Here is a 24,994-nt window from a genome sequence, read left to right on the forward strand (position 1 = left end):
TCGCCTGTATATCTTCGCTGTTTCGCCTTGTGCTAATCGCCGCGGCTTATTGCAATGTAATGTATCGTCTCGGCGGCCGGATACATTACGACATAATTCGACTGATGAACCGGGCTATAAAGCAGGCATCGTCAAATCACGGAGAGCATCATGAACGCCGGGTTGCTGCAAGGGGCCTGTCACTGCGGGGCCGTCAAGTTCGAAGTTCGCACCGAAATCGTTCCGGCCGGTCGTTGCAACTGCAGCCTGTGCCGCCGCAAGGGCGCGCTGATGACGCCGCTCTTTCCCGCCAGTCAGTTAAAGATTCTGAGTGGCGAGGATTCACTGACGCTATACCAGTTCAACACGAAGGTCGCGAAACACTACTTCTGCAAGCATTGCGGCATCTATGCTTTTCATCAGACGCGCAAGGATCCGCAGCAATGGCGCGTCAATATTGGCTGCCTCGACGGGGTCGATCCTTACGCGCTCGAAGCCGGCGTGGCCGATGGCGCGAGTCTTTCCGTGCTGGAGGACGCATGAAACGCCTGTTCGCCATCGCTGTGTTCGTCGCGGGCGGCTTCGCGGCCGAACTCGCGCATCCGTTGCAGTGTTCATTGATCCAATCGAGCGGCGTGCAACTCAAACGCCGCAGCAGATAATCCATCGATGGAAACCTCCGACCACGTACTGATCGTCGATGACGATCGCGGTATCCGTGAACTGCTCGCGGGATACCTCGAGAAAAACGGCGTGCGCGTCTCGCTCGCGGCCAATGGCCGCCAGATGCGCGCCGCGCTCGAGAATGGCGCGCCCGACCTGATCGTGCTCGACCTGATGCTGCCCGGCGAAGACGGCCTCGTGCTGTGCCGTGAGTTGCGCGCGGGCAAGTTCCGCACGGTGCCGATCCTGATGCTGACGGCGCGCAGCGAGGAAGCGGACCGGATCGTCGGCCTCGAAATGGGCGCCGACGATTACCTGACCAAACCGTTCGCCGCACGCGAGTTGCTCGCGCGAATCCGTTCGGTGCTGCGCCGCGCGCGCATGCTGCCGCCCGGCATGGAGGTGACGGAGTCGGCGCCGATGCTGTGCTTCGGCGACTGGCGGCTCGACACGACCGCGCGCCATCTGCTCGACGCGGACGGAACCGAGGTGGCGTTGAGCGGCGCGGAGTACCGTCTGTTGCGCGTGTTTCTCGATCATCCGCAGCGCGTGCTCACGCGCGATCAGTTGCTGAATCTCACGCAGGGGCGCCAGGCCGATCCGTTCGACCGCTCGATCGATCTGATGGTGAGCCGCCTGCGTCAACGCCTGCGGGACGGCGCGCGCGAGCCGCGCTACATCAAGACGCTGCGCAGCGAGGGCTATGTGTTTTCAGCGGCCGTGACCGCGATCGGAGATCCGCAATGAGCGCATCTCCATCACCGTCGTTGCTGCGCTGGCCGCATTGGCCGCGCACGCTGTTCGCGCGGCTCGCGGTGATTTTGTTCGTCGGGCTCGCGCTCGCGCAGGCGCTGTCGTTCTGGCTCACGATGACCGAGCGCGACCAGACGATGACCAACATCATGATGGGCTACATCGAGCGCGAGGTGGCGAGCTCGGTCGCGCTGCTCGATCATCTGCCGCCCGACGAGCGCGCCCAGTGGCTGCCGCGGCTCGCGCGGCGCAGCTATGAGTTCATGCTCGGCCCGGGCGTGCCAGGCGCCCCGGTCGACGCGAACCTGTCGGCGCGCGTCGCGCAGTCGATCGGCGATGGCATCGGCACGCGTTATCCATTGACCGTCAACGCAGTGCCGGGCGATCGCGAGCGTCTGCAGGTGCACCTGAAACTGAGCGACGGCACGCCGCTCACCATCGACCTGCGGCCGATGCCCGGCGCCCCGTTGTCGCGCTGGCTGCCGCTAGTGCTGACGCTGCAGCTGCTCGTGCTCGCGGCCTGCTGCTGGCTGGCGGTACGGCTCGCGACGCGCCCGCTCAATCAGCTCGCAGTCGCGGCCGACACGCTCGGCCCCGACCTGAAGGCCGAGCGTCTGCCCGAAGCCGGTCCGTCTGAAGTGGCGCGCGCCGCGCGCGCGTTCAACGCGATGCAGGACCGGATCGCCACGTACATGACCGAGCGCATGCAGATTCTCGCGGCGATTTCGCACGATTTGCAGACGCCGATCACGCGCATGCGTCTGCGTGTCGACACGATGGACAACGACAGCGAGGCCGCAAAGCTGCGCCAGGATCTGCGGGAAATGGAGGCGCTGGTCAAAGAAGGGGTCACCTATGCGCGCACGATGCATGGCACGACCGAGGTGCCGCGCCGCATCGATCCCGATGCGCTGTTCGACAGCCTCGTCTGCGATTACGTCGACGCGGGTCAGCAAGTGTCACTGCAGGGCCACTTCGGCCAGTCGCTGACGATGCGTCCGCAGGCGTTGAAGCGCATCGTTGGCAATCTGGTCGATAACGCGCTGAGGTACGGCGGCGCCGCGCAAATCGATATCGGGGCGTTGCACGATGGCGAGGCTACCGTGTCGGTGCTCGATCGCGGTCCCGGCATTCCAGCCGAGTCGCTGGAGACGGTGTTCGAGCCGTTCGTGCGGCTCGAAGGGTCGCGCAATCGTCAAACGGGCGGCACGGGGCTAGGGCTCGCGATCGCGCGGCAACTCGCGCTCGCGATGGACGCGACGCTCACGCTGCACAACCGCGTCGGCGGCGGTCTCGAAGCGCGGCTGACGTTGAGGAAGTTGCACGAGTCATAGTTGGACCTCTTGCGGCGCGGCCACGCGGGCGATTCCGTCAGAAAAATTCACAAAGCCCGCCATTACGAAATCGTCGTCGGGTTTGCACTATTAATGACCCCCGCGCGCCATTTCGAGCTGTGGCTCTGGTGCTTCTCAGTAGTTCTGAACGACCACCGGTTCAGCTCGCTTCAGCGATTCCCCATCATTTGAGAAAACCGCGGCGGTGATGCGGCAGGTCGCATCATTGTTAAATCATCGATATTCAGTGCGACTTATCGATGCGAGCGATTCAGATGCGTGGTGAATTGCTAATTCGCACATTCAACCAGATTCGGCAACGCAGCATTGATGAATTTGATCGCATAGCGAGCCACAGTCCGTTACCTTGTCTTCGATAAATTGACAAACGCCAACGGACAGACCATTCTTTTCGTGTGGTGGTTGCAGAGTAGCACGGCTGATCAACAGGAAGATTGGCCGAGAGACACGTTTCGTTCGAATCTGATTAAAGATCCTTGTTAAAAAGGTAACTAAAAGGAATCCGAATGGCGTCCACTCCACAAAAGCTGTCAAAAATGCAACTCACCGGGATGGTGGTGGGCGGCATGGTCGGAGCCGGGATCTTTTCCCTGCCGCGCACTTTTGCCAATGCCACCGGTCCGTTGGGTGCCGTGATTGCCTGGCTGATTGCGGGCACGGGCATGTATATGCTGGCGCGCGTATTTCAGGCGCTGGCCGAACGAAAACCCGAACTGGACGCCGGCGTGTTTGCGTATGCGAAAGCGGGCTTTGGCGACTATCCGGGTTTTCTCTCCGCATTTGGCTATTGGATCGGTAGCTGTATCGGCAACGTTTCTTACTGGGTGCTGATCAAGTCGACACTCGGCGCGTTTTTTCCCGTGTTCGGCGACGGCAATACGGTCGTCGCTATCGTCGTTGCATCGATCGGCATCTGGCTATTTCATTTCATGATTCTGAAGGGCGTGCAGCAGGCGGCCTTCATCAACAGTATCGTCACGGTCGCCAAGGTCATTCCGATTCTGGTGTTCATCTTGATCCTGATCTTCGGCTTCCGGTTGGACCTGTTCCAGGCCAACCTTTACGGCGGTGGACTCGAAGGCAATATCCTCGAGCAGGTGCGGACCACGATGCTGGTCACGGTGTTCGTGTTCATCGGTATCGAAGGGGCGAGCGTTTATTCCCGTTATGCGAAGAAGCGCTCCGATGTCGGCCAGGCGACGATTCTCGGCTTCGTCGTCGTGACCTCGCTGATGGTGCTCGTGACGATGCTGCCTTACGCCGTGCTTCAGCGCGTGGACATCGCGGCCATGCGGCAACCGTCGATGGCGGCCGTGCTCGAAGCGGTGGTCGGTCATTGGGGCGCGGTTTTCGTCAGCATAGGCCTGCTGATTTCGGTACTGGGCGCTTATCTCGCCTGGTCGCTGATCTGCGCCGAAGTCTTGTTCACGGCGGCAAAGACTGAAGACATGCCCGCCGTATTCGCGAGGGAAAACGCTAACAAGGTACCTGCCAATGCATTGTGGCTGACCAACATCGTGGTGCAGCTGCTCGTCATCAGCACCTACTTCTCGCGCGATGCGTTCGCGCTGATGCTGAATCTGACGAGCGCGATGTCGTTGATTCCGTACCTCTTCGTCGCGGCGTTCGGCTGCATGAACGCGAATCGCGGCGATGGTTACGACGCGCGCGCCGACGAGCGCCGGCGTGACTTGATCATGGCCGCAATCGCCTCGATCTATACAGTCTTCATGATCTGGGCGGGTGGCCTGAAATTCATTCTGCTTTCCGCCGTCCTGTATGCCCCAGGAACGGCGCTTTATATTTGGGCTCGGCGCGAGCAGAACAAGAATGTCTTCATCGCTTCCGACTGGATCATTTTTATCGTTGCGATCATTGGCGCGATCATCGGCATCTATGGCCTCGTAACCGGAAGGATCGAGATTTAGTTTTAGTGAAATCCGATTGATCAGAGCGGGCCATCATTGGCATTCAGGAGATCATCATGGCGAACACGGACGCGAAAGCGGGTGAATTGGGTGTCTACTCGGAAGTTGGGCAGCTGCGCAAAGTGATGGTCTGCGCACCGGGGCTCGCGCACCAGCGTCTTACCCCGAGCAATTGCGATGAACTGCTGTTCGACGACGTACTGTGGGTCGAGAACGCGAAGCGCGACCACTTCGACTTCGTCACGAAGATGCGCGACCGCGGCGTCGAAGTGGTGGAGATGCACAATCTGCTCGCCGAAACGGTCGCGGTGCCCGAAGGCAAGAAGTGGATTCTCGACAACCAGGTGGTGCCGAATCAGGTCGGCCTCGGCTTTATCGATGAATTGAGAAGCTATCTGGAAGGGCTCGACAATCGCAAGCTGGCCGAAACGCTGATTGGCGGGCTATCCACTCACGACTTCCCGGAAGCGCACGGCGGCAAGGCGCTGGAGGTCGCGAAAGAAGCGGCGGGCGGCACCGAATATCTGCTGCCGCCGCTGCCGAACACGCTGTACACGCGCGACACGACGTGCTGGATCTATGGGGGCGTCACGCTGAATGCGCTGTACTGGCCGGCCCGCCACGAGGAGACGATCCTGACCGCGGCGATCTACAAGTTCCACCCCGATTTCGCGGCCAAGGTCAACGTGTGGTGGGGCGACCCGACTCAGGACCACGGTCTCGCCACGCTGGAAGGCGGCGATGTGATGCCGATCGGCAAGGGCGTCGTGCTGATCGGCATGAGCGAGCGCACCTCGCGGCAGGCCATCAGTCAACTGGCGGCGACGCTGTTCAAGAAGGGCGCGGCCGAGCGCGTGATCGTGGCGGCGATGCCGAAGATTCGCGCGGCAATGCACCTCGATACCGTGTTCACGTTCGCCGATCGCGATTGCGTGCTGGTCGCCCCGGACTTCATGGCGAAGACGCGCACCTATTCGTATCGGCCGAGCAGCCATCCAAGCGGCGTCGAATTGCACGCCGAAAACAAGCCGTTCACCGACGTCGTCGCCGAGGCGCTCGGGCTGAAGCATCTGCGCGTGGTCGAGGCGGGCGGCAGCGACTATCAACGCGAGCGCACGCAGTGGGATAGCGGTGCGAACCTCGTGTGCGCGGCCCCGGGCGTCGTCTATGCATACGACCGCAACACGTACACGAACACGCTGTTGCGCAAGCAGGGCATCGAGGTGATTACGATCGTCGGTGCGGAGCTAGGCCGTGGACGTGGCGGCGGTCACTGCATGACCTGCCCGATCAGGTGCCGCGCGCTCGCGTGGCGGCGGTCACTGCATGACCTGCCCGATCATCCGCGATGCGGTCGACTATTGATCAGTCAAGCGAATCAATCTGGCCGGTGACTGGTGACGTGTCGCCCGCTCGCTGAAGTGGCGAGCGGGCGACAGCGCGGCGCGCGTCGTCCGCCGCCGCCAGGAACGGCGCGATCCGTCCAGACGATCGACGCGACGAATCGAATCGCCCCGCTAATCGCCGGGTTGACGCACGCGGTAGTGGTGGGCATGTCCGGCTTGAAGTCGAACTTCCTTTTACTATACTTTTTAACGACTTCGCGCCTGAATTATCGAATTTGATATCTCGCGATTTGCAAAGATTACATTCGATACACCAGCAATCGCTGCAATGAAGTTCGAGTTAATGAATCTGCGAGTAGCTGGACGATCACTTTTCACGTCAATCGCGTGAATGCTCGGGGCTTTCTACCACCGCACGGAGGTTCGAACATGAATAATCGCTTTGTTGCGCAACTCGTCGCCTTGTCATTTGCCGGTATGTCCGCGCTCGCGATTGCGGCTGGGCCGACCAAGGGCGAGGGTGGCGGCCAGATGGCCGGTACGGGCCGTCAGCAGGTGATGCCGTCGATTCCGCACCGTGACTGGCATAAAGGTCAACGTGTGCCGGCCGAATATCGTAATTACAACTTCATGATGGACGACTGGCGTGGACACGGCCTCAATGCGCCGCCGCGCGGGCATAAATGGCTGGGTGTCAATGGCGACTATGTGCTCGTAACGACGAACAACTGGACCATTGCAAACATTGTCCCCGGAACGCAGTAATACTTCCTCGTGGTGCCCGGGCTATCCGGCGACCCAGTTTTAGCGCCGGAACCTGGGCCATTCATCGACACGACATGATTTCGTCATTTTCGCGTCGATTTAATGCTGCGTGTCGTATAGCCGGTCGGGAACGAACAATGCAGTCACGCCGCTCAAAAAGAACACCGCGCCGACCACCAAAAAGCCGAGACCGATCGAGAACTGCGTCGCGATGAAACCGATGACGATCGGCGCCGCCCCCGAACAGAAGCGCCCGAGATTATACGAGCCGCCCACCGCGGTGCCGCGCACCGACGTCGCAAAACTCTCCGACATGAACGTGCCGATCGTGCCGAGCGGTACGCCGTACAGAAAGCCGAAGAAAAGCATCAGCGTGGAAATGTTGTCGCGGGTATGCCAGAAAATGATCACGGGCAGAAAGAGTGCCGCACCGATGCAGCCCAGCACGTACACGCCGCGCCGGCTCCAGCGGTCACCGAGCCAGCCCGCGAAGATCTTGCCGATGAAGGCGACCATGTATGTGCCGATCATATAGCCGGTCAGCGAGCTGAACTTTATGTGCAATTCCTTCTCGAGATATGTCGGCAGCCAGTTGTTCAGGCCGTAAAAGCCGGACAGCACAAAGACTGACGCGAAGGTCCACAGGATGAACATCGTGCGCGCCTGGCGGTCGCGGAAAATCTGCGCGTAGCGATTGTCGACGAGCCGCGTTTTGCTCGCACGGTCGGCAGCCCGGCTAGCGAGCCATGCCGCCGGCTCGGGCACCGCGAACTTGATCGCGAATGCGAGCAGCACCGGCACGGCAGACACGTAGTACAGCGTGCGCCAGCCGTACTGCGGCAGGATCCAGTTGCTGAGGGCGATCACGACGATATAGCCGGCCGAAACGCCGGTTTGAAGCATGCCGAGTACCAGCGAGCGCCGTTCGGTCGGCACATATTCGGCCACGAGCGTGGTGACCAGCACCATGCAGCCAATGCCGAGCGAACTGATAAAGCGCACCGCCGCGAATTCGACGAAGCTGTGCGTGAACCCGAGCATCCCCGCGCCGAGCGAGAACAGCGCGAGCGCCCATGCGATGACCCGCACGCGGCCGAGACGATCGCTCGCCCAGCCGCCGACAATGCCGCCGATCGCCATGCCGAGCAAGGTCAGGCTGCCGAGCGCGCCCGCTTCGACATTGGTCAGCCCGAAATCGTCCTTGATGCGCGACAGGGTGAGGCCGTACATCATCACGTCGGCGCCATCGGCGATCAGCGCGAGGTAGCCGAGCACGAAGACCAGCACCCAGCGGCCTTGCGAGACGGCGGGATGGGTCACCGCTCGATAGTTTTGCAGGTCGGATGGTGTTTTCATGAACGGGCGGCGCAAGCGGGGGATGCCGTATTCTGCTTGAGCAGAGCGGGGGCAAGGAAGGCGCCGATGAGGAGGCCTATGCTTTCATGACGGCTGGTGTACCAGCCTTCCTTGTGGGTCAGGTTCATCGTACCGATGCATACGCCGTCATAGGCGATCGGAATGTTCAGGATCGAGCCGAGACCGATAGCCGTCATCACCGCATGATCGTCGAAGACCTCGCGAATGCCTTGCGACGTGGCGGCACGAAACGGCTTCAGATCCTGAAGTATCTGTCGCGCCCACGCGGTGCCTTGCTTCTTTTTGCGGCCGCCCAGTGGATAGATGTCCGGCAGGTTCGTGTAGACCCGTTCGACCTCATGACGCCGCGCATCGTAGGACATGATCGTGAACAGGCTTAGGCCTATCGCCTTTGCCGCCACCGCGTGAACCGCGCGGAACAGCTCGAGCGGTTGGTTCTTCAGGCGCATCGCCAGCGCGAGACGCTCGAGGTCTGCGATATCCAGCATCTGCGTATCGTGCGGTGCGGGTTCGGTCAGGTTGCCTTGCATCATTTGCATCGCGTTTGCATCGGAAAGTGTGAAAAGTCGCAGTGCGTTCAGCCGTGCATGCGGGTGGAGTTCAGCTGGCCTCGCGCGTCGCGAGCCGGTTCGAGTTCGCTCGCCTCGATATCTTCGAGCGAGCGGTTGCGCGTTTCGATGCCGAGGAAGAACACCACGCATGCGCCGATCACCAGCACCGTCGTGGTCATCGCGAATACACCGAGGAAACCGGACAGCGGATAAACGAGGCCGACGAGGATCGGCGCGCTGACCGAGCCGATGCGGCCGAACGATGACGACGAGCCCGTGCCCGTCGTGCGTATCGCGGTCGGAAACACTTCCGGCGTGTAAGCGTAGACGCCGGCGAATGCGCCGTTCATGAAAAACGACAGCGCGATGCCCGCGGTCATGATCTGTATGCCGGTGTGAGAAAACGCGAGCGTGATCGCGGCGATGCCGCCGAACAGCATGTAGGAAGCGACCACCGCCTTACGCCCGATCTTCTCGTTAAGCCACGCCGCCGAGAAGTAGCCGGGAATCTGCGCGCCATAGATTGCAATCGAATAGCCGAAGCTCTTCGTCATCGTCAGCCCTTCCTTGACGAGCAGGCTCGGGATCCACGCGAAGAACGAGTAGTACGCGAACGCGACCGAGAACCACATCAGCCAGCTGACCGCGGTCGTGCGCGCGAGTCGCGGCGACCACAGCGTGAGCACGTTGCGCCACGCGTTGCCGCGCGCCGGCGTCGAGGCCGGCGTGGGCAGCGCGTGTAGCGCGTGGTTCGCAGTCACGGGCGCAAGCGCAATGCCGCGCTCGACGAACGCCGCTTCGATGCGGCCGACGATGCCGTTCGCTTCGGCAGTGCGGCCCTGGCTTTCGAGCCAGCGCGGCGATTCGGGCAGCGTCCGGCGCCACCACAGCAGCATCACGACGGGCAGCGACGTGATCACGGCCAGATAGCGCCAGCCGTCGACGAAGTTGCGCACGACCGCGAAGCCGAGAATCGACGAGGTCAGATAGCCGAACGACATGAAGCCGACCAGCGCGCCGCAGAAAATGCCGCGATAGCGGCGCGGCACGAACTCGGCGAGAAACGGCGCGATCACGACCGTCTCCGCGCCCGAACCGAAGCCGGCGACGACGCGCAGCGCGAAGAACGTGTGCCAGTCGTGCGCGGTCGCGCTCGCGAGCGACGCGACGCAATAGATGGCGAGCGCGCTCATCATGATGCGGCGCCGGCCGATCACGTCGGCGAGCACACCCGACAGGAACGCGCCGAAAAAGTAGCCGATATAGGTGCTGCTCGCGACGAGCCCAGTCTCAGCGCTCGTCAATTGCCACAGCTTGCTGACGACCGGCAGCAGGAACGCGAGCGACGACGAATCGAGTCCGTCGAACATGTACCCGAGCCCGCCGATCAGCAGCAGTCTGCGGTGAAAGCTCGACAGGGGAAGTCTTTCAAGACGGGCGGCGACGGCGGACACGGCAACTTCTCCTGAAGGAAATGGCGCGGCGAGGCCGCGCGTTCTGCGCTGATGGATGCTTCCGGCCGCTTATCGGCCGATTGCGTAGGCCTGCATCTGACGCGGTGTAGCGGCGCCTCGCATCAAACCGTTGCGGATCGCGACCGCGCAGACCCGGCCGAGCGCCCACGGTTCCGCGACGGTGAGGTCGTGGCCCCGCGCGCGCAGTTCGGCGAGCGTGCTGTCCGGAAAGCGCGACTCGGCCGACATCTTGCCGAGCTGCATCGCGCGCGGATAGAACGAGCCGGGGAAGTGCGCGGTCTGGAACGAGGGCGCATCGGCGGCGGCCTGGAAGTTCATGCCGCCATGCACGTGCTTGAGGAACAGCTGCAGCGACCACTGATCCTGCTGGTCGCCACCCGGCGTGCCGAAGGCCGCGTACGGTTTGCCGTCGCGCGTGACGAGCGTCGGCGACAGCGTGGTGCGCGGCCGGCGGCCCGGGCCGAGCGACGAAGGCAGGCCTTCTTCCATCCAGAACATCTGCGCGCGCGTGGTGACGTTGAAGCCAAGACCCGGCACCGCCGGCGACGCCTGCAGCCACCCGCCCGACGGCGTAGCCGACACCATGTTGCCCCAGCGGTCGACCACGTCGAGATGCACGGTATCGCCGCGCAATTCGGGCAGCGGCGCGAAGGTCGGCTCACCCTGGCCAAAGCCGCCGGCCTGCTCGCGCCCGGCATTCGCGACGATGCGCGCGGCGCGTTGCTCGCTGTCGCCGAGCAGCCCGGGGCGGAATTCGAACGACGCGCGGCGCGGGTCGATGAGGCGGCGCCGCCCGTTGTTGTACGCGTCGCTGAGCAGCGCGTCCATCGGCACATGCGAAAACGCCGGGTCGCCGTAGAACACTTCGCGATCGGCGAATGCGAGCTTCGAGCACTCGATCACCGTGTGCACGAAATCGGGCCCGAGGGGGTCCATCGCGCCGAGATCGAAACCCTTCAGCAGCGCGAGCTGTTGCAGGAACATCGGGCCCTGGCCCCACGGGCCGGTTTTGTGCACGCGCATGCCCGCGTAGTCGTAAGACACCGGGTCTTCGTAGGTTGGCTCCCAGCGCGCGAGATCGCCCGCATCGAGCAGACCGCTGTTGCGCAGGCCCGAGGTGTCGAGCACGGCGGTCGAACGGAAGTACTGGTCGATCGCGTCGGCGACGAAGCCCCGATAGAAGACATCACGCGCGCGTTCGCACTGCTCGGCGCGATCGCTGCGCGTATTCGCCTCGCGCAGGATGCGCTTGTAGGTTTCGGCGATCGCGGGATTCGCGAACAACTGGTTCGGCATCGGCGCCTCGCCGTTGCGCAGCCATTGCTCGGCCGAGGTCGTCCATTCGGTGCGGAAGAAGTCCTGAATCGCGAGAATCGACGCTGCCATGCGTGGCAGCACCGGATAGCCGTTTTCGGCATAGCCGATCGCATAGCTCAGCACTTCTTCGAGCGGCAACTGGCCATAGTCGCGCAGCAGCGCCATCCACGCGCCGAATGCGCCCGGCACGACCGCGGGCAGCAGGCCCGTGCCCGGCACCACGTCGAGCCCCATCTTGCGCATCCGCTCGATCGTCATGCGCGCGGGCGTCACGCCTTGTCCGCACAGCACGCGCACGCGTTCTTCGCGCGCGCTGTAGAACACCACCGGCAGCTCGCCACCCGGACCGTTCAGATGCGGTTCGACGATCTGCAGGACGAAGCCGGCCGCGGCGGCGGCGTCGAACGCATTGCCGCCTTTTTCGAGGACCGCCATCGCCGATGCGCTCGCGAGCCAGTGCGTCGAGGCCACCATGCCGAAGGTGCCGATCAGTTCTGGACGGGTTGTAAACGACATGCGCGACTCCTTGGCGACGACGGTCCGAATGGAAGAACCAATATTGAATGGTTCAATTGGAGAAAATGAAAGCGTAAAACTAACGAAGCCGGGTTGCACCCGGGGTTAACCATCAAAAGGCGACCCAGTATAGCCAATCAAAAATAACTGGGTGCTGCTATGTCATGCCGCCGCGATTCTGGTATCGTTCGGACCAATATAAATTGGTTCATTGGACAACATGGACAAACCGGTACTGGATGCGCTGCTCGACTACATCGCCGACCGTCAGTTGAAGGACGGCGACGCGCTGCCGCCCGAACGAAAGCTCGCCGAGGAGCTGGACGTGAGCCGTCGCGAGCTGCGGGCGGCGCTGGCTTCGCTCGAGGCGTCCGGCCGCGTGTGGCGTGGCGTCGGCCGCGGCACCTATCTGGGCGCGCGGCCGCTGAAGTTCGCGCCGACGCTGCGCGGCTTGCGCGCCGGCACGAGTCCCGCGGATATCGCCGAAATGCGGCTGCTGTTCGAGCCGGCGCTGGCCGCGCTGGCCGCGACGAAAGCGAGTGGCGACGATCTGCAGGAGCTGGAGAAATGCGCACGCAAAAATGCCGCCGCGAAAAACGACGACGAGTGGCAGCAATGGGATCATCGCTTTCATTTGCTGATCGGACGTGCCACGCGTAATCCCGCGTTGATTGCGTTGATGGAGGTGATCAACGGTATGCGGGTGAAGCCGGAGGTGCGCGAGAAAACGTCCGCGCAGGAGACGCGGCAGTTTTTCGCGCAACAGCATCAGGCGATCGTCAATGCGCTGAAAGCGCGCGATGCGGATGCGGCCGCGCAATGCATGCGCGAGCATCTGCTGAGCGTGCAGTGGCGTGCGTCGGCGAAGACCGATGGAGCGGCGGCGCGGCGTGCGTGAGGTTGCCGTGGTGCCGCGCGTCGATCAGGCTGGCGGAGCTTTACTGCGCAAGCTTCCGGCTCAGCCGGCGCATGCCGTCGAAGACCGCATCGGCCACGTCCAGCGGAAAGTCGGCGGGCAGTTGCGACGAGACTGTGTCGATCACCGTCTCCGTTTGCGCGGTCAACTGATCGATCAGCGTATCGACGTCCGCGGCGGAAAAGCCGACGCGCTGTCCTTCGGCCACCCAATGCCGGCGCTGGATCTGATTGAGCAGGTAGTGGACGTTCTTGCCGCGAACCGCCATCGCCAGTTTCACTTTTTGCGCCGCGAGGCGCCCCGCGCCGCTGCCGATGATCGGATGCGCGGACAGCACGTCATAAAGCGGTGTGGATTCGTAGCGATTGCCGGGCAGATGCGCAATGCTGAAGTTCTTCGCGTGGCCATCGGTCGCGGCGAGCAGCCAGAAAACCAGCTGCGTCGCGAAGAAGTTGCGCCGGTCTGTCGTCGCGCGTGCGGACCTCGCGAGTATCTCCATGATCGCCTCGATGCCCGGACCGCCGTCGGACTCGTACTTGTGCAGCGCCGACGTGCCAGTGGCCTGGCACATGTCCTCTTGCGGCAGACGCACGATCCACGTGGCGTCGCTCGCCAAACGGCGATCGAAGCGCTCGACGATCAATACCTTCTGCTCATCGAATCGCGCGATTTCGCAACGCGCGACGGGGAGCCCGTAGGCCGCGACGATCTGCGAGCACAGCCATTCGTTTTCCACCGACGTGCGCATATCGGCGCGCATGTTGCCGACGAGCCCGAGCGGCAGCTTGAAGATGTGTGTGGTCGGCGTGCTGCCTTCGGGCAGCAGCCAGCGATTGCGATGACGGAGCAGCGCGGTTTTCTCCTGCGCGCCGGCGATCGACAGACGCAGGTCTTCGAGCGGATCGTGCTGCCCGAGGGGCGCCGCCGATGTCGTGCCGCGCAGCAGCGCCGCGATCTCGCTGTCGCGGAGTTCGCGGCCGTGGATGCTGGTCAGATCGCTCGGTTCTTCGTCAGGAGGCAGCAGTTGCAGCGCGCCGACGCAGTCGCGTCCGAGCGCGGTGAGCAACGCAAACGGCGCAGCGCTGCCGGTCCGGTAGCGCGCGGCGATGCGGCGCCGGATCGGTTCGCTGTCGGGCAGCAGGTTGTCGAAATAGTCGGCGACGATCTGGCCGCGATACGCCTGATTGCCCGGTGTGAACGGAAGCGACAGCGATAGCGGACGTCCTTGCGGATCGTCGATCCATTCGTCGGCATAGCTCAGGCGTTCGCCGCTGCGTGTCGTTTCCCAGGCGCCGACCCGCAGGCCGTTCATCCACAGATTCAGACGGTTCGGTGTGCTGCGCGCCATGCTTACCAGTCCTCCCGTTTCTTGCTGATGCTGGCCGCTTTGGTTGTCTTGGCGGGTTTGACCGCTTTGGGCTTTTGCGCCGACGGTCCCGGTTTGAGCGGCACGCGCGTGGCGCGTTTAGCGTTGCTTTTTGCGTCGACCTGCGCTCCGGCGGCCTGCGTTCCGCTCCCGGCGCGGCGGGAGCGGTTCGGCGCCGGCGCGGCGTCTTCCACGGCCACGGTTTGCGTCGGTCCGCTCTGCGCGAGCTTCAGATCGACCTGCAAGACCCGCAACACCCTGAAGAGCCGTTCGACGCTGACGGTCGCCGGATTCGCTTCGAGTTGCGCGTAGGTCTGTTGCGTGACCCCGAGATGCGCGGCCATCGCGGCCTGAGTGAGGCCGGCGGCCTTTCTGAAGCCCTGCAGGATCGGTCTGAGCTGGCTCAGGGTCTTGATGGCGTAGTCCACGGTCGGTCTCCGGTTCGGCTGCGGCGGCGTAACAGGCCCAAACCTGTAAATAACAGATACAGTCTATACTCTGTATTTAGCAAATACAAGCTAGAGACTGTTAATGACGAGCACGGACGCATTTGAAACGGCGTCCCGTCACGCTACTCATCACGCAACTAACGGTCAACCGCGCACCGCCAACCCCTTCGCTGCTGCGCAGCCACTCCGCCGCAGGCGACATGTGGTCGACCGAAAATAAAGGTGATGGGCAAACGCATCCATAAAATCGCATCTGTTTCACTGTTGGTAAATCGTTTTCGATTGACGATCTAATCAGGAAGCCGAACATTCAGGCCAAACAAAAGCTGTTTTCGCGTTGCATGGCTAGAACACTGAATGGCCCTCGATAATGAATTGCCAGCAATATCACGGGCGCTCAATCGAGCGCAGGATAACTGATGAGTGTTGACGCGCATTGCATCGTATCCTTTCGCTTGCCGAATGAAATTTGACACAAATGTCACGCGCCGCGCATCGAGCGGAAACGGGCTTGGAAATTACAGAAAAGGCTGTAGACTCTATAGCGTGTCTTACGCGGCGAGGCCAACACGAGTCAATCGTTGCGCGCACACAGCATGTGTGCAAATCACTCCAATCCGCCACGAGATTTCCTGCCATCAAGGTGTCTATTCGCTGATACGACCAACGCCAATAGAACCCGAACTGGCGAACCACGCCGACCGGTGAACCTGAAAGGAGATTCGACGAGACATACAGACCATTCTTCCAAATAGTGCGATCGACGCCGCCGGATGCGGTCGCCGGCGGGCCGCTGGAGAACATAACTTCTTTGGAGTATGTGATGGCAAGCAAACCACAATGGCGAACGCTGTTATCTCTGACTTTTCTATCGCTGGCAATGATGGGCAACGTCGCGCGTGCGGAGAGCATTCCAATTGTCACAGGCCAGCAATGGATGCAGTCGACCGACGAGCAGAAGAAAGCGTATCTGGTCGGCATCTCGAATGTGATCGACGTCGAGCGCGCCTATGCCGGCAACACGGCGAACAGCAATGACATCGCACAGCGCTTCGGCAAGGGCATGCAAGGCCAGACACTCGACAGCGTGCGTCAAGGCCTCGACGGCTACTACGCCGCCAATCCCACGATGATCCAACACCCGGTGATCGAGACCCTCTGGTTCCAGATGGTCGCGCCCGGCCTGAAGAAAAATCAATGAGGAGAACGATCATGAAACGACTTGGGTGGATCGTCAGTATTGGCGCACTGGCCGCGATGATCGGTTGCACGGACATGAGCCCGCAGACGCAGGGAACGGTGAGCGGCGCGGCACTTGGCGCGGGCGCCGGTGCGGGCATCGCGGCGATCTCCGGCGGCGATGCGTGGACCGGCGCGATCATCGGCGGCGCGGCGGGCGGCGTGGCCGGCAATATCCGCGGCCGTCAGTAATTACCGGCGAACAGGCAAGGCTGGGGCGCGACCTGGGTCACGTCCCGGTTTCGTTACTGAAGCGCACGGCCCGATTAGGCCTTGATCAGGCATTCCACGGCCGTCGAGTGAAGCGATTTCCGAGGCGTCGCTGAAGGACCGTTCTTCCATGGGGCACCTCTTCCTTCCCCGCGACGCCGTATGCATTCCGTGCCACTTTCCTCACGTCGAATGTCAAGTAACGAAGCGAACGGGGGCGAATTCATTCGCGCTCGCGACATCGCGCATCCCCACTTCGTCATGAAAATCATCCGTTCAAACTTGAGCCGCTGTCGACGTCGCGTTGCGCGCCCGGCCGACAAAGTTTGAACCGGTGATTAAAAGCCCTTAGGATATCCACACCGGAAGCCGCCGCGATGGCGGCATGCGCATACCACGCAGAGAGCAGCCTGCGCGCGGTGCAACCTTCATCTCATCAAGAGAACACGAATGCTGCGCACGTCACTGAAGGTAATAAAGATAAGTGCATGGGTTCTGGTGCTGCTGGCGGTGCTCGCATTGGGGCTACGCGCGTGGTATTCGCAGCGCGGGCCGGAGCTGTCGGTATGGCACACCTATGTGCCGCGCGAAATGACCGTCGAGGAAATGGACACCGCCGACTGGAACGCATACGTCAAGGCGGAAAATCGGATTTTCGACGACGTGCGCGTCAATGTCGTCGAAAAGCTGCGGCCGTCCGAGCGCATTCCGGCGAACCGCTATTACGAGGGCTCGCCGATTTTTCCGTGGCATTTCGCCGAAAACTGGAATCACTCGTACATTCTCGAGCCGTCGGGGCCACCCGTCGGCGCGGTCGTGCTGCTGCACGGCATGACGGATGCGCCGTACAGCATGCGGCATATCGCGCGTCGATATCGTGATCGCGGTTTCGTCGCAATCGGCATCCGCTTACCTGGACATGGCACGGTGCCGGCGGGGCTCGTCGACGTGCACTGGCAGGACTGGACCGCGGCCACTCGGCTCGCGGTGCGTGAAGCGCGCCGTCGCGTGGGGCCGGACAAGCCGATCGAGCTGGTCGGGTTTTCGAACGGCGGCGCGCTCGCACTGCAATATGCGCTCGACGCGATCGAGAATCCCGCGCTCGCGCGTCCGACGCGCGTCGTGCTGATCTCGCCGATGATCGGCGTCACGCGTTACGCACGCTTTGCGGGTCTCGCCGGATTGCCCGCGGTGCTGCCGGCCTTCGCGCGCGCCGCGTGGCTCGGCATCGTGCCCGAGTTCAACCCGTTCAAGTACAACTCGTTTCCTGTGAATGGCGCGCGACAGTCCTTTCTCCTCACGAGCGTGATTCAGGAACAGATTGCGCGGCTCGAGCGCGAGAACCGGCTCGATAAGTTGCCGCCTATCCTGACGTTTCAGTCGGTGACGGATTTCACGGTCAGCACGCCAGCGGTGATGTCGGCGCTTTACGACAAGCTGCCTGAGAACGGCAGCGAGGTCGTGCTGTTCGACGTGAACCGCAGCGTGCGCTTCAGGACCTTCCTGCGCTCCGCGTCGTACATGGCGCTCTCGCGCCTACTGCGCATCGGTCCGCAGAACTATCGCACGACGGTGATCGCCAACGTGTCGCCGGATTCAGCGCATACTGTCGAGCGCAGCGTTTATGCGGGGGAAGTGCAAACGCGTGTCAAGCCGCTGGATATCGACTATCCGCAGGATATTTTCTCGTTGTCACACGTCGCGATTCCATTCCCGATCACCGACGCGCTGTACGGCATCGCGCCTGACGATTCGGAGAACTTCAACGAGAACCTTGGCACGCTCGCGCCGCGCGGCGAACGCGGCACACTGATTTTGACGCTCGATTCGATGTTCCGCATCGCGTCGAATCCGTTCTTCCCTTATCTGCTGCAGCGTATCGACGAAGGCATCGGCAAGATGCCGCCGCCGGTCGTCAAGTCACCGCCGCGCACGCATGAAACCGCCGACGGTCCGCCCGACGATTTCGCCGAAAATCTGAATGCGCTCGAGCAGGTTGGCTCGGACGAGCCTTGAAATCTCGATGTTTTGAATCAAGCTGACGGCAATTGCACTGCCACCCTCGAGAGATGACCAGACGGCCCGCACCTACCGCGGGCCCCCTGCTTTTCGGCTCGAAGATCGACGTTACGGCTGATACGACGAATCGACGATCGTCCACAGCGCCGCTTTCGGCTGCAGGTTCGCATCGAACGGCAGTGGCAGGTTGTTGCGCGGCACCGGCGTTGACGTCAGCCACGAGTGCTTGTCCGAATAGCCCCAGAACGTGACCGCCTTGATGCTCGGCTCCTGCTCGAACAGGGCGAACACGGCGCGATAGCGCTCGGCCTGCGCGCGCATGATGTCGTTCGGCACTGGATGCCCGAGGTCCGGCAGACATGCATGCGGATCGCTCCAGCATTCACTGGGATCGGCATAGAGACTCACGTCGAGCTCGGTCACCTGGTTTTCGAGGCCGAGCGCGGCGACGTCGTCGAACGCCTGCTTGATGTTCGGCAGCGGCGGCCAATTTACGCTGATATGCATCTGATGCCCGACACCGTCGATCGGCACGCCCTGCGCGTGCAAATCGCGAATCACCGCGAGCAGCTTTGCGCGCTTGCGCGGATCGTCGGTGTTGTACTCGTTAATATAGAGCTTCACGTTCGGGTCCGCCGCGCGCGCCGCGCGGAAGGCGATCGCGATGTAGTCCTTGCCGAGCGTCCGATACCACGGACTGTCTTCGCGATACACCTGATGCGGATCGTCGCTGATCACTTCGTTGACCACGTCCCACGCGTAGACCTTGCCTCGGAAGTGTGTGACGACGTCGGTTACATATCGATCGAGCCGCTTCGCGACGATGTCGTGATAGAGCGGACCTTTCGGATCGCCGGCGAAGAACCAGTCCGGCGCCTCGGTCCAGTCGCCGGCCTTGAAGTGCCACAAGAGCGTGTGCCCGCGCACCGCAATTCCGTGCGCTTGCGCGAACGCGACGATCCTGTCAGCCGGTTCGAAGTTGTACTTGCCTTCCGCGACGCCGATCGTGCCCGGCTTCATCTTGTTCTCGGCGGTCAGGCTCGAGAACTTGGCGGCGACGAGCGCCGCGTCGGCGGGACTGTCGATTGAATCAGGTTCAATCGCCGCGCCGACCTTGAAGTGCGCGGCCATCACACTGCGCAATGGCGGCAGCGCTTCAGCGGGCGCCGCGGCGAGCGGCTGGGGGTCATGAGCGACGGCCGCCTGGTTGTGCGCGCAGCCTGCGGTCCATGCGAGCGCGCAAACGGCGACGGCTGCGCAGAGCATGCGCATCGAAGTCCTCAAAGGACGCACTCGTGGTCTCCTTGTGACGGAATGCCGGTTCGGATGTCTTCTCTAATTATGTCTATCGTTACCGGTAACAGTGGAGATGTTAAGCAGCCTCTGTCAGCCCCGCTATGAGGGATTTACCTGACATATCGACGAGACATGGATGATGATCAGCGTCGAGTCGACCGGCTTGACACGGCGTGGTTTGAAAGCGCTTTCAGATGGGGATCGCACAGACCAGACGCGCGGCTAACGGCGCGAAACAGGGCGCCAGTCACTGAATCCCAACTGGCGAGACAGGAAAACCGAATCAGTTCAACGCGCGGGTCTGCTTCAATCGTCGTCCGCGCGGCGATTCGGTTTAATTTCAATGCCCGTTCAGCGAGCCAGCGTCGGGCGAGAGCCGGTTGTCCACCGAGGTGACACCCGGAACCGACATCGCACTCTGCTCGGCACGCGCGACATGGTCCCGCTCGGGCACCCATCCGAGCAGCGTGATCTGCCCCGAGTGGGCAAAGACGAACACATGTGACATCCCGACGCCGCTGCGCGCCTCCGCGACCCGCACGCTATGGGCGAGTTGTTGGTCGGTGGCCTGCGAATCCTGGGCATGGGCCGCCGGCGCTATTGCGCTTGAAATCAGCAGCGCGAGTGTAGAAACAAGGGTTGTTTTCACGATACCTCCTTACTAGTGCCACGGTGTGCCGGCAGATTCCGCCGGCAAATCTTCCGGTCAGACTCAATGCGAGGCCTCGGAAGTGCATTGGACAAAATCCTCGCTGCACTGCTTGCGTCGCGGTTGTCGCGATGGCGCGTCGAGGTTTTGCCAGGCGGGGCGATGGGCGGTCGTGCCGTCGCCCGCAGAAAAGTTTGCAAGGGCAGCGTGCTCGAGCGGGACGTCGCATGCGCGGCGTGGCGGGGGAACAGCGAGAGCCGGGGATGGAAGCTGGTTGGAGCGTTCGTATTGGAGCGCGAGAGCCAGACGGATGCGCTGACAATCCCGCACTCAGCCTGCTACGCGGCTGAGCCCGGCTCGTTGCCCGACATCGTATGCATTGATGATAGTCGCTAATGTCCACCACTGCTGGCGGCTCCTGCGCCAGTTCGTCAACCCCAAACCGGCAATGCAAGCGAGGCGGCTCGTTGCATCTTCGCAACGTCAAGCGCCAAATTTTGCTTGCATTCGAGCGCGTCTTCCTTGTTAAGCAAGCGCTGAGCGACGCGTGAGACGGACTCGCGCATGGTTTCGGTGCATGAGTTCAAACGGATTTCCGACGCTTGTGACCATCCCGTAATGGTCACAAAGCAGGGCGCTACTGCGGGATCGTCCGGCGCGCAACTGTTATCGATAACAGCGTTTTCCCTGAGCAGTTAGTTTGATGCGTAGCGCAAGGCCATCCCTATAATCGCCTCGAAATGTGAAGCGAATAAGTAGCGAACATTTCGGCAAGAGGGGAAACGTGTGAGAACGCGTGCGTCCTGTGCGGCTTGGAGACGCCAAAATATATATATAGGATATCTAAATGAAGAAGAAGCTTATTGCTGTGTCGGTGATGGCAGCCGCGACGACGGTGGCCCATGCGCAGAGCAGCGTCACGTTGTACGGCCGTATCGACAACGGCATCCAGTTTGAAACCGGCCTCCCGGGCGGCCACGCGTGGTCAGCGCAAAGCGGCGACTGGGGTTGCTCGTGGTTCGGCCTGCAGGGCGCCGAAGATATCGGCGGCGGCACGAAGACGGTCTTCCAGCTCGAAGGACAGCTCAATACGATGACCGGTGCATCGGCGGGCAATCTGTTCGGCCGTCACGCAACGGTGGGCCTGACGAACGACCACTGGGGTTTGTTCAAGATCGGTAACCTCGGCGCCGGCGAACTTTCGCAGGACAGCTGGGGCACCGACCCGCAGGTGATGCAGCGCTACGCGATCTCGACACTGGTGCGCGGTCGCAACTGGGCGAGCACCAGCAATGGCGCGGAGTACAACTCGCCGGTGTTGTTCGGCGGCCTCGTGCTGAAGGGCCAGTATTCGCTGACCAACAACACGAGCTGGAACTCGGCGCCTGTCAACTCGGCTGGCGTGCCGACCGGCCAGGGTCGTACGAACGCGGTCGAAGGTGTGTACACGTGGGGCAACGGCGACGTCCGCGTGATCTACGACGAAGTGCGCGGCGCCAACGGCTCGTTCAACAACGTCTACTCTGCTTCGCGGATGGCCCTTGTCGGCGGCACGTACGTGCTCGGTCCGGTCAAGCTGTACGCGGGCTACCAGCATCTGAGCGCGCCTGACGCGACCAACGCGAGCGTGGGCGTAACCGATGCGTCGCAGCCTCTCGGCGTGAGCGCGCCGACCAGTGTGAACCACGAATGGATCGGCGCTGCATGGCAGGTCACGGCGCCCACGCAGTTGACGGCTGCGGTCTACCACGCGAACGCGAACAACGGCAACGGCAATGGAACGCTGTTCACGCTCGCCGCGACGTACGCGCTGTCGAAGCGCACGTTCCTGTACACGGAAGCCGGCTACGTGCACAACAGCTCGACGTCGAACCTGAACCTCGGCAACGGCCCGTACGGCAACAACAACTTCGATGCGGTGACGGGCACGTCGTCGAACAGCAACCCGAACTATGGTCATAGCCAGACCGGCGTCTTCGCCGGGATCATGACCTCGTTCTGAGTTGAGGTTGCCTGATCAGCAATCGCAGTGATCTCTTTGTTTCAAGGACTGTTTATTTCTCTTTCATAGAGAGGCCGGTGCGACGCCTCCTCCACCCTCGTCGCATCGGCTGCTTTTTCTTTTTTTCGAATTCATCACCGGACGTAGTGCGCCACTTCATATCTGAAAGCGCTTTCATCACAGGATTCAGGCAGAACTCATGACCCACGACGGCTCCAACGACAAACCCGGCGCGCCCAAGGTATCCGACGTACCCGCTGCGCCCAACGTGACGCTCGAAGCCATCGCGCGCGCGGCCGGTGTTTCTCCGAGCACCGTATCGCGGATCCTGAACGGTTCTGCGCGCGTGCTTCCCGCCAAGCAGCAGGCGGTGGAAGCGGCGATCGCGCGTTTCAACTATCGGCCGAACGTGCTCGCGCGCAGTCTCGCGAGCGGGCGGACCGAAACGATCGGCGTATTGACGCAGGCGGTGTCGAGCCCGTTTTACGCCGAGTGGCTGCGCGGCATCGAGGAGTCGTTGTACGAGCCGGGCTTTACGCCGATATTCGTGAGCAGCCGCTGGAACATCGACGACGAAAAGGCGCGCCTCGATCAGTTCATCGCGCGGCGCGTCGATGGAATCATCTTGCTGCACGCGCAACTCGATGAGTCGACGTTGACCGACTACTCGCGGCACGCGCCAATGCTCGTACTCGGCCGCTCGGTACAAAACAGCGCGACGCTCGCTGGCCTGCCGATCGACAACATGCAGGGCGCACGCGACGCGACCCATCATCTGATCGAGCAAGGCCATCGCGAGATCGCCTTCATCGCCGGGCCGGCAAGTCACGAGGATGCGATCGAGCGCCTCGTCGGCTACCGGACCGCGCTCGAGGAAGCGGGCATTGGCTTCGATGCCGATCTCGTCGAGCAGGGCGATTACCTCGAAACGGGCGGCGTCGCCGCGATGGAGCGCCTGATGGCGCGCCATCCATCGTTCAGCGCGGTGTTCTGCGCAAATGATCAAACCGCGTACGGCGCGCGCCTTGCGATGTTCCGCCGCGGCGTGCGGGTGCCGGACGACGTGTCGCTGGTCGGCTTCGACGATTTGCCGACATCGTCGTACATGACGCCGCCTTTGACGACGGTCCGCCAACCGACTTACGAAATCGGCCGCCTCGCCGCACAGGGCATCGTGCAGATGATCCGCAAGCAGTCGATCGCGCTAAGCCCGATTCCGCTCACGCTCGTGACGCGTGAAACCACGCGGCGAATCACGCCGCCGGTAAAACGGGGGGATACGCGTACGTAGCGGCTGTTTTTTGGCCTCAACGTGAAAGCGCTTTCAGGTATCGGCAGTCAAGCAGAAATTCAGCAGCGCATTCAGCACCATGCAAAGCAGCAACAAGGACAACAGGGGAAGCAGGTCGCAGCAACCGGGTATTCATTGAAAGCAATTCAAACAGGGTTCTTTAGGAGACGAGTAATGAAATTCCGCTTTTCAGGCTCTGCCGCCGCCGTTCTGCTCAGCCTGGCCGCAGTCGGCGCGCACGCCAACACCACGTTGACGGTCGCGGTCTTTCCGAAGCTGGATCAGGAAATCAAGGACGCGCTTCCGGCGTGGATGAAGCTGCATCCGGACGTCGACATCAAGGTCTCGTCGCTCGCGATCGCCGATCACCACAACGCAATGACCACCGCACTCGCGACGAGCTCCAATCTGCCCGACGTGATGGCGGTCGAGGTCGGCTTTATCGGCCGCTTCGCCTCGGGCGGCGGTCTCGAGGATCTGTCGAAGGCGCCGTATAACGCGGGCCAGTACAAGAGCCAGTTCATCAACTACACGTTCGCGCAGGCGACCACGCAGGACGGCACGATCGTCGGCATGCCGGCCGATATCGGTCCGGGCACGCTGTTCTATCGCAAGGACCTTCTCGACAAGGCGGGCGTGACCGAAGCCGACCTGACGAAGTCCTGGGACTCGTATCTGGCGGCCGGCGCAAAGATCAAGAAGGCGACGGGCGCGTACCTGATGGCATCGGCGCGCGATATCGAGGACATCTACATTCGCGCCGACCTGAAGGAAGGCGATGGCGTGTACTTCGACAAGGCCGGCAATCCGGTCGTCACGTCGCCGCGCTTCGTGAAGGCGTTCGAGCTCGCGAAAAAAGCACGCGACCTCGGTCTCGACGCGAAGATCACGCCCTGGTCGAACGAATGGGCCGAAAGCTTCAAGCGCGGGACCGTCGCGACGCAGATGATGGGCGCGTGGCTCGGTGGCCACCTGTCGTCGTGGATCGCCCCGGACACGAAGGGTCTGTGGCGCGCGGCCAATCTGCCGAACAACGCGTACGCATCGTTCGGCGGCACGTTCTACTCGATTCCGGCGAAAGCGACGCAAAAGCCGATGTCGTGGGAATTCATCCGGTTCCTGACGACGCGCCAGGACACGCAGCTCGCATCGTTCCGTTCGATCGACGCATTCCCCGCGTTGCTCGCCGCGCAGAACGACACGTTTTTCGCGGAGCCGGTCGCATTCCTCGGCAACGAGAAAGCGCGTCTGATCTGGCGTGACGCAGCCTCGCACATCCCGGCGATCCAGCGTAGCAAGTACGACCAGGTCGCCGAGGAAGCGGTGCACTCGGCGCTTGACAAGGTCGTCGACGACGGCGCAGACGTGCATACGGCGCTGCAGGAAGCGCAGGACCAGATCGCGCATCGGGTCCGCCGTTAAAGCGATATCGATGCAAGGTCGCGGCACGCTGCGTGCCGCGACCGAAGTGTGTCGCAGTGCGCTGCAAGTCTGCTGCAAACAGCGCGGCCGGTCATCGATCCCGGCTACGC

At 62.2% G+C, this 24,994-nt stretch carries 22 protein-coding genes; 14 read left to right on the top strand and 8 right to left on the bottom strand.

Features of this window, described 5'->3' with window-relative positions:
• Positions 1–150 precede the first annotated feature (150 nt).
• The 7 genes from OKW45_RS36710 to OKW45_RS36740 all read left to right on the top strand — a co-directional run bounded on the left by OKW45_RS36710 (position 151) and on the right by OKW45_RS36740 (position 6,789).
• Positions 151–522, top strand: coding sequence for a GFA family protein (locus OKW45_RS36710; RefSeq protein ID WP_429473673.1), 372 nt, complete (start codon positions 151–153; stop codon positions 520–522).
• The gene (locus tag OKW45_RS36715; protein ID WP_260332763.1) at positions 519–641 is read left to right on the top strand and encodes a hypothetical protein; all 123 of its coding nucleotides are present in this window, start codon (positions 519–521) and stop codon (positions 639–641) included. Before OKW45_RS36710 ends, OKW45_RS36715 begins: the two co-directional genes overlap by 4 nt.
• A 7-nt stretch (positions 642–648) precedes the next feature.
• A complete protein-coding gene (locus OKW45_RS36720) occupies positions 649–1,389 on the top strand; it encodes a response regulator (RefSeq protein WP_018422680.1) in 741 nt (246 codons plus the stop codon).
• Positions 1,386–2,729 (top strand): ATP-binding protein, encoded by a 1,344-nt coding sequence (locus OKW45_RS36725; protein WP_429473674.1) that lies wholly within the window; start codon positions 1,386–1,388, stop codon positions 2,727–2,729. The genes OKW45_RS36720 and OKW45_RS36725 overlap by 4 nt, the downstream gene beginning before the upstream one ends.
• A 527-nt stretch (positions 2,730–3,256) precedes the next feature.
• Complete coding sequence (locus OKW45_RS36730; RefSeq protein ID WP_429473675.1) at positions 3,257–4,678, top strand: basic amino acid/polyamine antiporter; 1,422 nt, start codon at positions 3,257–3,259, stop codon at positions 4,676–4,678.
• A gap of 125 nt (positions 4,679–4,803) precedes the next feature.
• Positions 4,804–6,072, top strand: a complete 1,269-nt coding sequence (locus OKW45_RS36735) for an arginine deiminase (RefSeq protein ID WP_429474031.1) — start codon at positions 4,804–4,806, stop codon at positions 6,070–6,072.
• A gap of 381 nt (positions 6,073–6,453) precedes the next feature.
• On the top strand, positions 6,454–6,789 hold the full coding sequence (locus OKW45_RS36740) for an RcnB family protein (protein ID WP_018422685.1): 336 nt from the start codon (positions 6,454–6,456) through the stop codon (positions 6,787–6,789).
• A gap of 99 nt (positions 6,790–6,888) precedes the next feature.
• On the opposite strand, the gene OKW45_RS36745 is transcribed toward OKW45_RS36740, so the two are convergent.
• From OKW45_RS36745 to OKW45_RS36760, 4 genes are all read right to left on the bottom strand, one after another.
• Positions 6,889–8,145 (bottom strand): MFS transporter, encoded by a 1,257-nt coding sequence (locus OKW45_RS36745; protein ID WP_429473676.1) that lies wholly within the window; start codon positions 8,143–8,145, stop codon positions 6,889–6,891.
• Entirely contained in the window at positions 8,142–8,705 is a 564-nt protein-coding gene (locus tag OKW45_RS36750; RefSeq protein WP_429473677.1) for a GAF domain-containing protein, read from the bottom strand. The genes OKW45_RS36745 and OKW45_RS36750 overlap by 4 nt, the downstream gene beginning before the upstream one ends.
• Positions 8,706–8,743: 38 nt before the next feature.
• Positions 8,744–10,171 (bottom strand): MFS transporter, encoded by a 1,428-nt coding sequence (locus OKW45_RS36755; protein ID WP_018422688.1) that lies wholly within the window; start codon positions 10,169–10,171, stop codon positions 8,744–8,746.
• Positions 10,172–10,240: 69 nt separating this feature from the next.
• On the bottom strand, positions 10,241–12,025 hold the full coding sequence (locus OKW45_RS36760; protein ID WP_429473678.1) for a gamma-glutamyltransferase family protein: 1,785 nt from the start codon (positions 12,023–12,025) through the stop codon (positions 10,241–10,243).
• 220 nt (positions 12,026–12,245) lie between these two features.
• Here OKW45_RS36760 and OKW45_RS36765 point away from each other — a divergent pair, with 220 nt between their 5' ends.
• Positions 12,246–12,923, top strand: coding sequence for a FadR/GntR family transcriptional regulator (locus OKW45_RS36765; protein WP_018422690.1), 678 nt, complete (start codon positions 12,246–12,248; stop codon positions 12,921–12,923).
• Positions 12,924–12,963: 40 nt separating this feature from the next.
• Here the strand turns inward: OKW45_RS36765 and OKW45_RS36770 are convergent, their stop codons facing one another.
• Both OKW45_RS36770 and OKW45_RS36775 read right to left on the bottom strand, forming a co-directional pair.
• A complete protein-coding gene (locus tag OKW45_RS36770; RefSeq protein WP_429473679.1) occupies positions 12,964–14,289 on the bottom strand; it encodes a type II toxin-antitoxin system HipA family toxin in 1,326 nt (441 codons plus the stop codon).
• A 2-nt stretch (positions 14,290–14,291) separates the two neighbouring features.
• Positions 14,292–14,735: a helix-turn-helix transcriptional regulator gene (locus OKW45_RS36775; RefSeq protein ID WP_429473680.1), complete on the bottom strand. Its 444-nt coding sequence runs from the start codon at positions 14,733–14,735 to the stop codon at positions 14,292–14,294.
• An 844-nt stretch (positions 14,736–15,579) separates the two neighbouring features.
• On the opposite strand from OKW45_RS36775, the gene OKW45_RS36780 reads away from it, so the two are divergent.
• The 3 genes from OKW45_RS36780 to OKW45_RS36790 all read left to right on the top strand — a co-directional run bounded on the left by OKW45_RS36780 (position 15,580) and on the right by OKW45_RS36790 (position 18,221).
• A complete protein-coding gene (locus OKW45_RS36780; RefSeq protein ID WP_429473681.1) occupies positions 15,580–15,957 on the top strand; it encodes a hypothetical protein in 378 nt (125 codons plus the stop codon).
• An 11-nt stretch (positions 15,958–15,968) separates the two neighbouring features.
• A complete protein-coding gene (locus OKW45_RS36785; protein ID WP_018422694.1) occupies positions 15,969–16,187 on the top strand; it encodes a YMGG-like glycine zipper-containing protein in 219 nt (72 codons plus the stop codon).
• Positions 16,188–16,655: 468 nt separating this feature from the next.
• A complete protein-coding gene (locus OKW45_RS36790) occupies positions 16,656–18,221 on the top strand; it encodes an alpha/beta hydrolase (RefSeq protein WP_429473682.1) in 1,566 nt (521 codons plus the stop codon).
• Positions 18,222–18,332: 111 nt separating this feature from the next.
• Here the strand turns inward: OKW45_RS36790 and OKW45_RS36795 are convergent, their stop codons facing one another.
• Both OKW45_RS36795 and OKW45_RS36800 read right to left on the bottom strand, forming a co-directional pair.
• Positions 18,333–19,490 (bottom strand): endo-1,4-beta-xylanase, encoded by a 1,158-nt coding sequence (locus OKW45_RS36795; RefSeq protein WP_429473683.1) that lies wholly within the window; start codon positions 19,488–19,490, stop codon positions 18,333–18,335.
• Between the two features lie 370 nt (positions 19,491–19,860).
• Positions 19,861–20,169 (bottom strand): BON domain-containing protein, encoded by a 309-nt coding sequence (locus tag OKW45_RS36800; RefSeq protein ID WP_018422697.1) that lies wholly within the window; start codon positions 20,167–20,169, stop codon positions 19,861–19,863.
• 847 nt (positions 20,170–21,016) lie between these two features.
• Here OKW45_RS36800 and OKW45_RS36805 point away from each other — a divergent pair.
• From OKW45_RS36805 to OKW45_RS36815, 3 genes are all read left to right on the top strand, one after another.
• Entirely contained in the window at positions 21,017–22,171 is a 1,155-nt protein-coding gene (locus OKW45_RS36805) for a porin (RefSeq protein WP_018422699.1), read from the top strand.
• A 199-nt stretch (positions 22,172–22,370) separates the two neighbouring features.
• Entirely contained in the window at positions 22,371–23,462 is a 1,092-nt protein-coding gene (locus OKW45_RS36810) for a LacI family DNA-binding transcriptional regulator (RefSeq protein WP_429473684.1), read from the top strand.
• A gap of 174 nt (positions 23,463–23,636) precedes the next feature.
• Complete coding sequence (locus OKW45_RS36815) at positions 23,637–24,884, top strand: ABC transporter substrate-binding protein (protein ID WP_429473685.1); 1,248 nt, start codon at positions 23,637–23,639, stop codon at positions 24,882–24,884.
• Positions 24,885–24,994 lie beyond the last annotated feature (110 nt).

Origin of the sequence: Paraburkholderia lebeckiae, assembly GCF_050436225.1 — a bacterium.
GTDB lineage: Bacteria > Pseudomonadota > Gammaproteobacteria > Burkholderiales > Burkholderiaceae > Paraburkholderia > Paraburkholderia tuberum.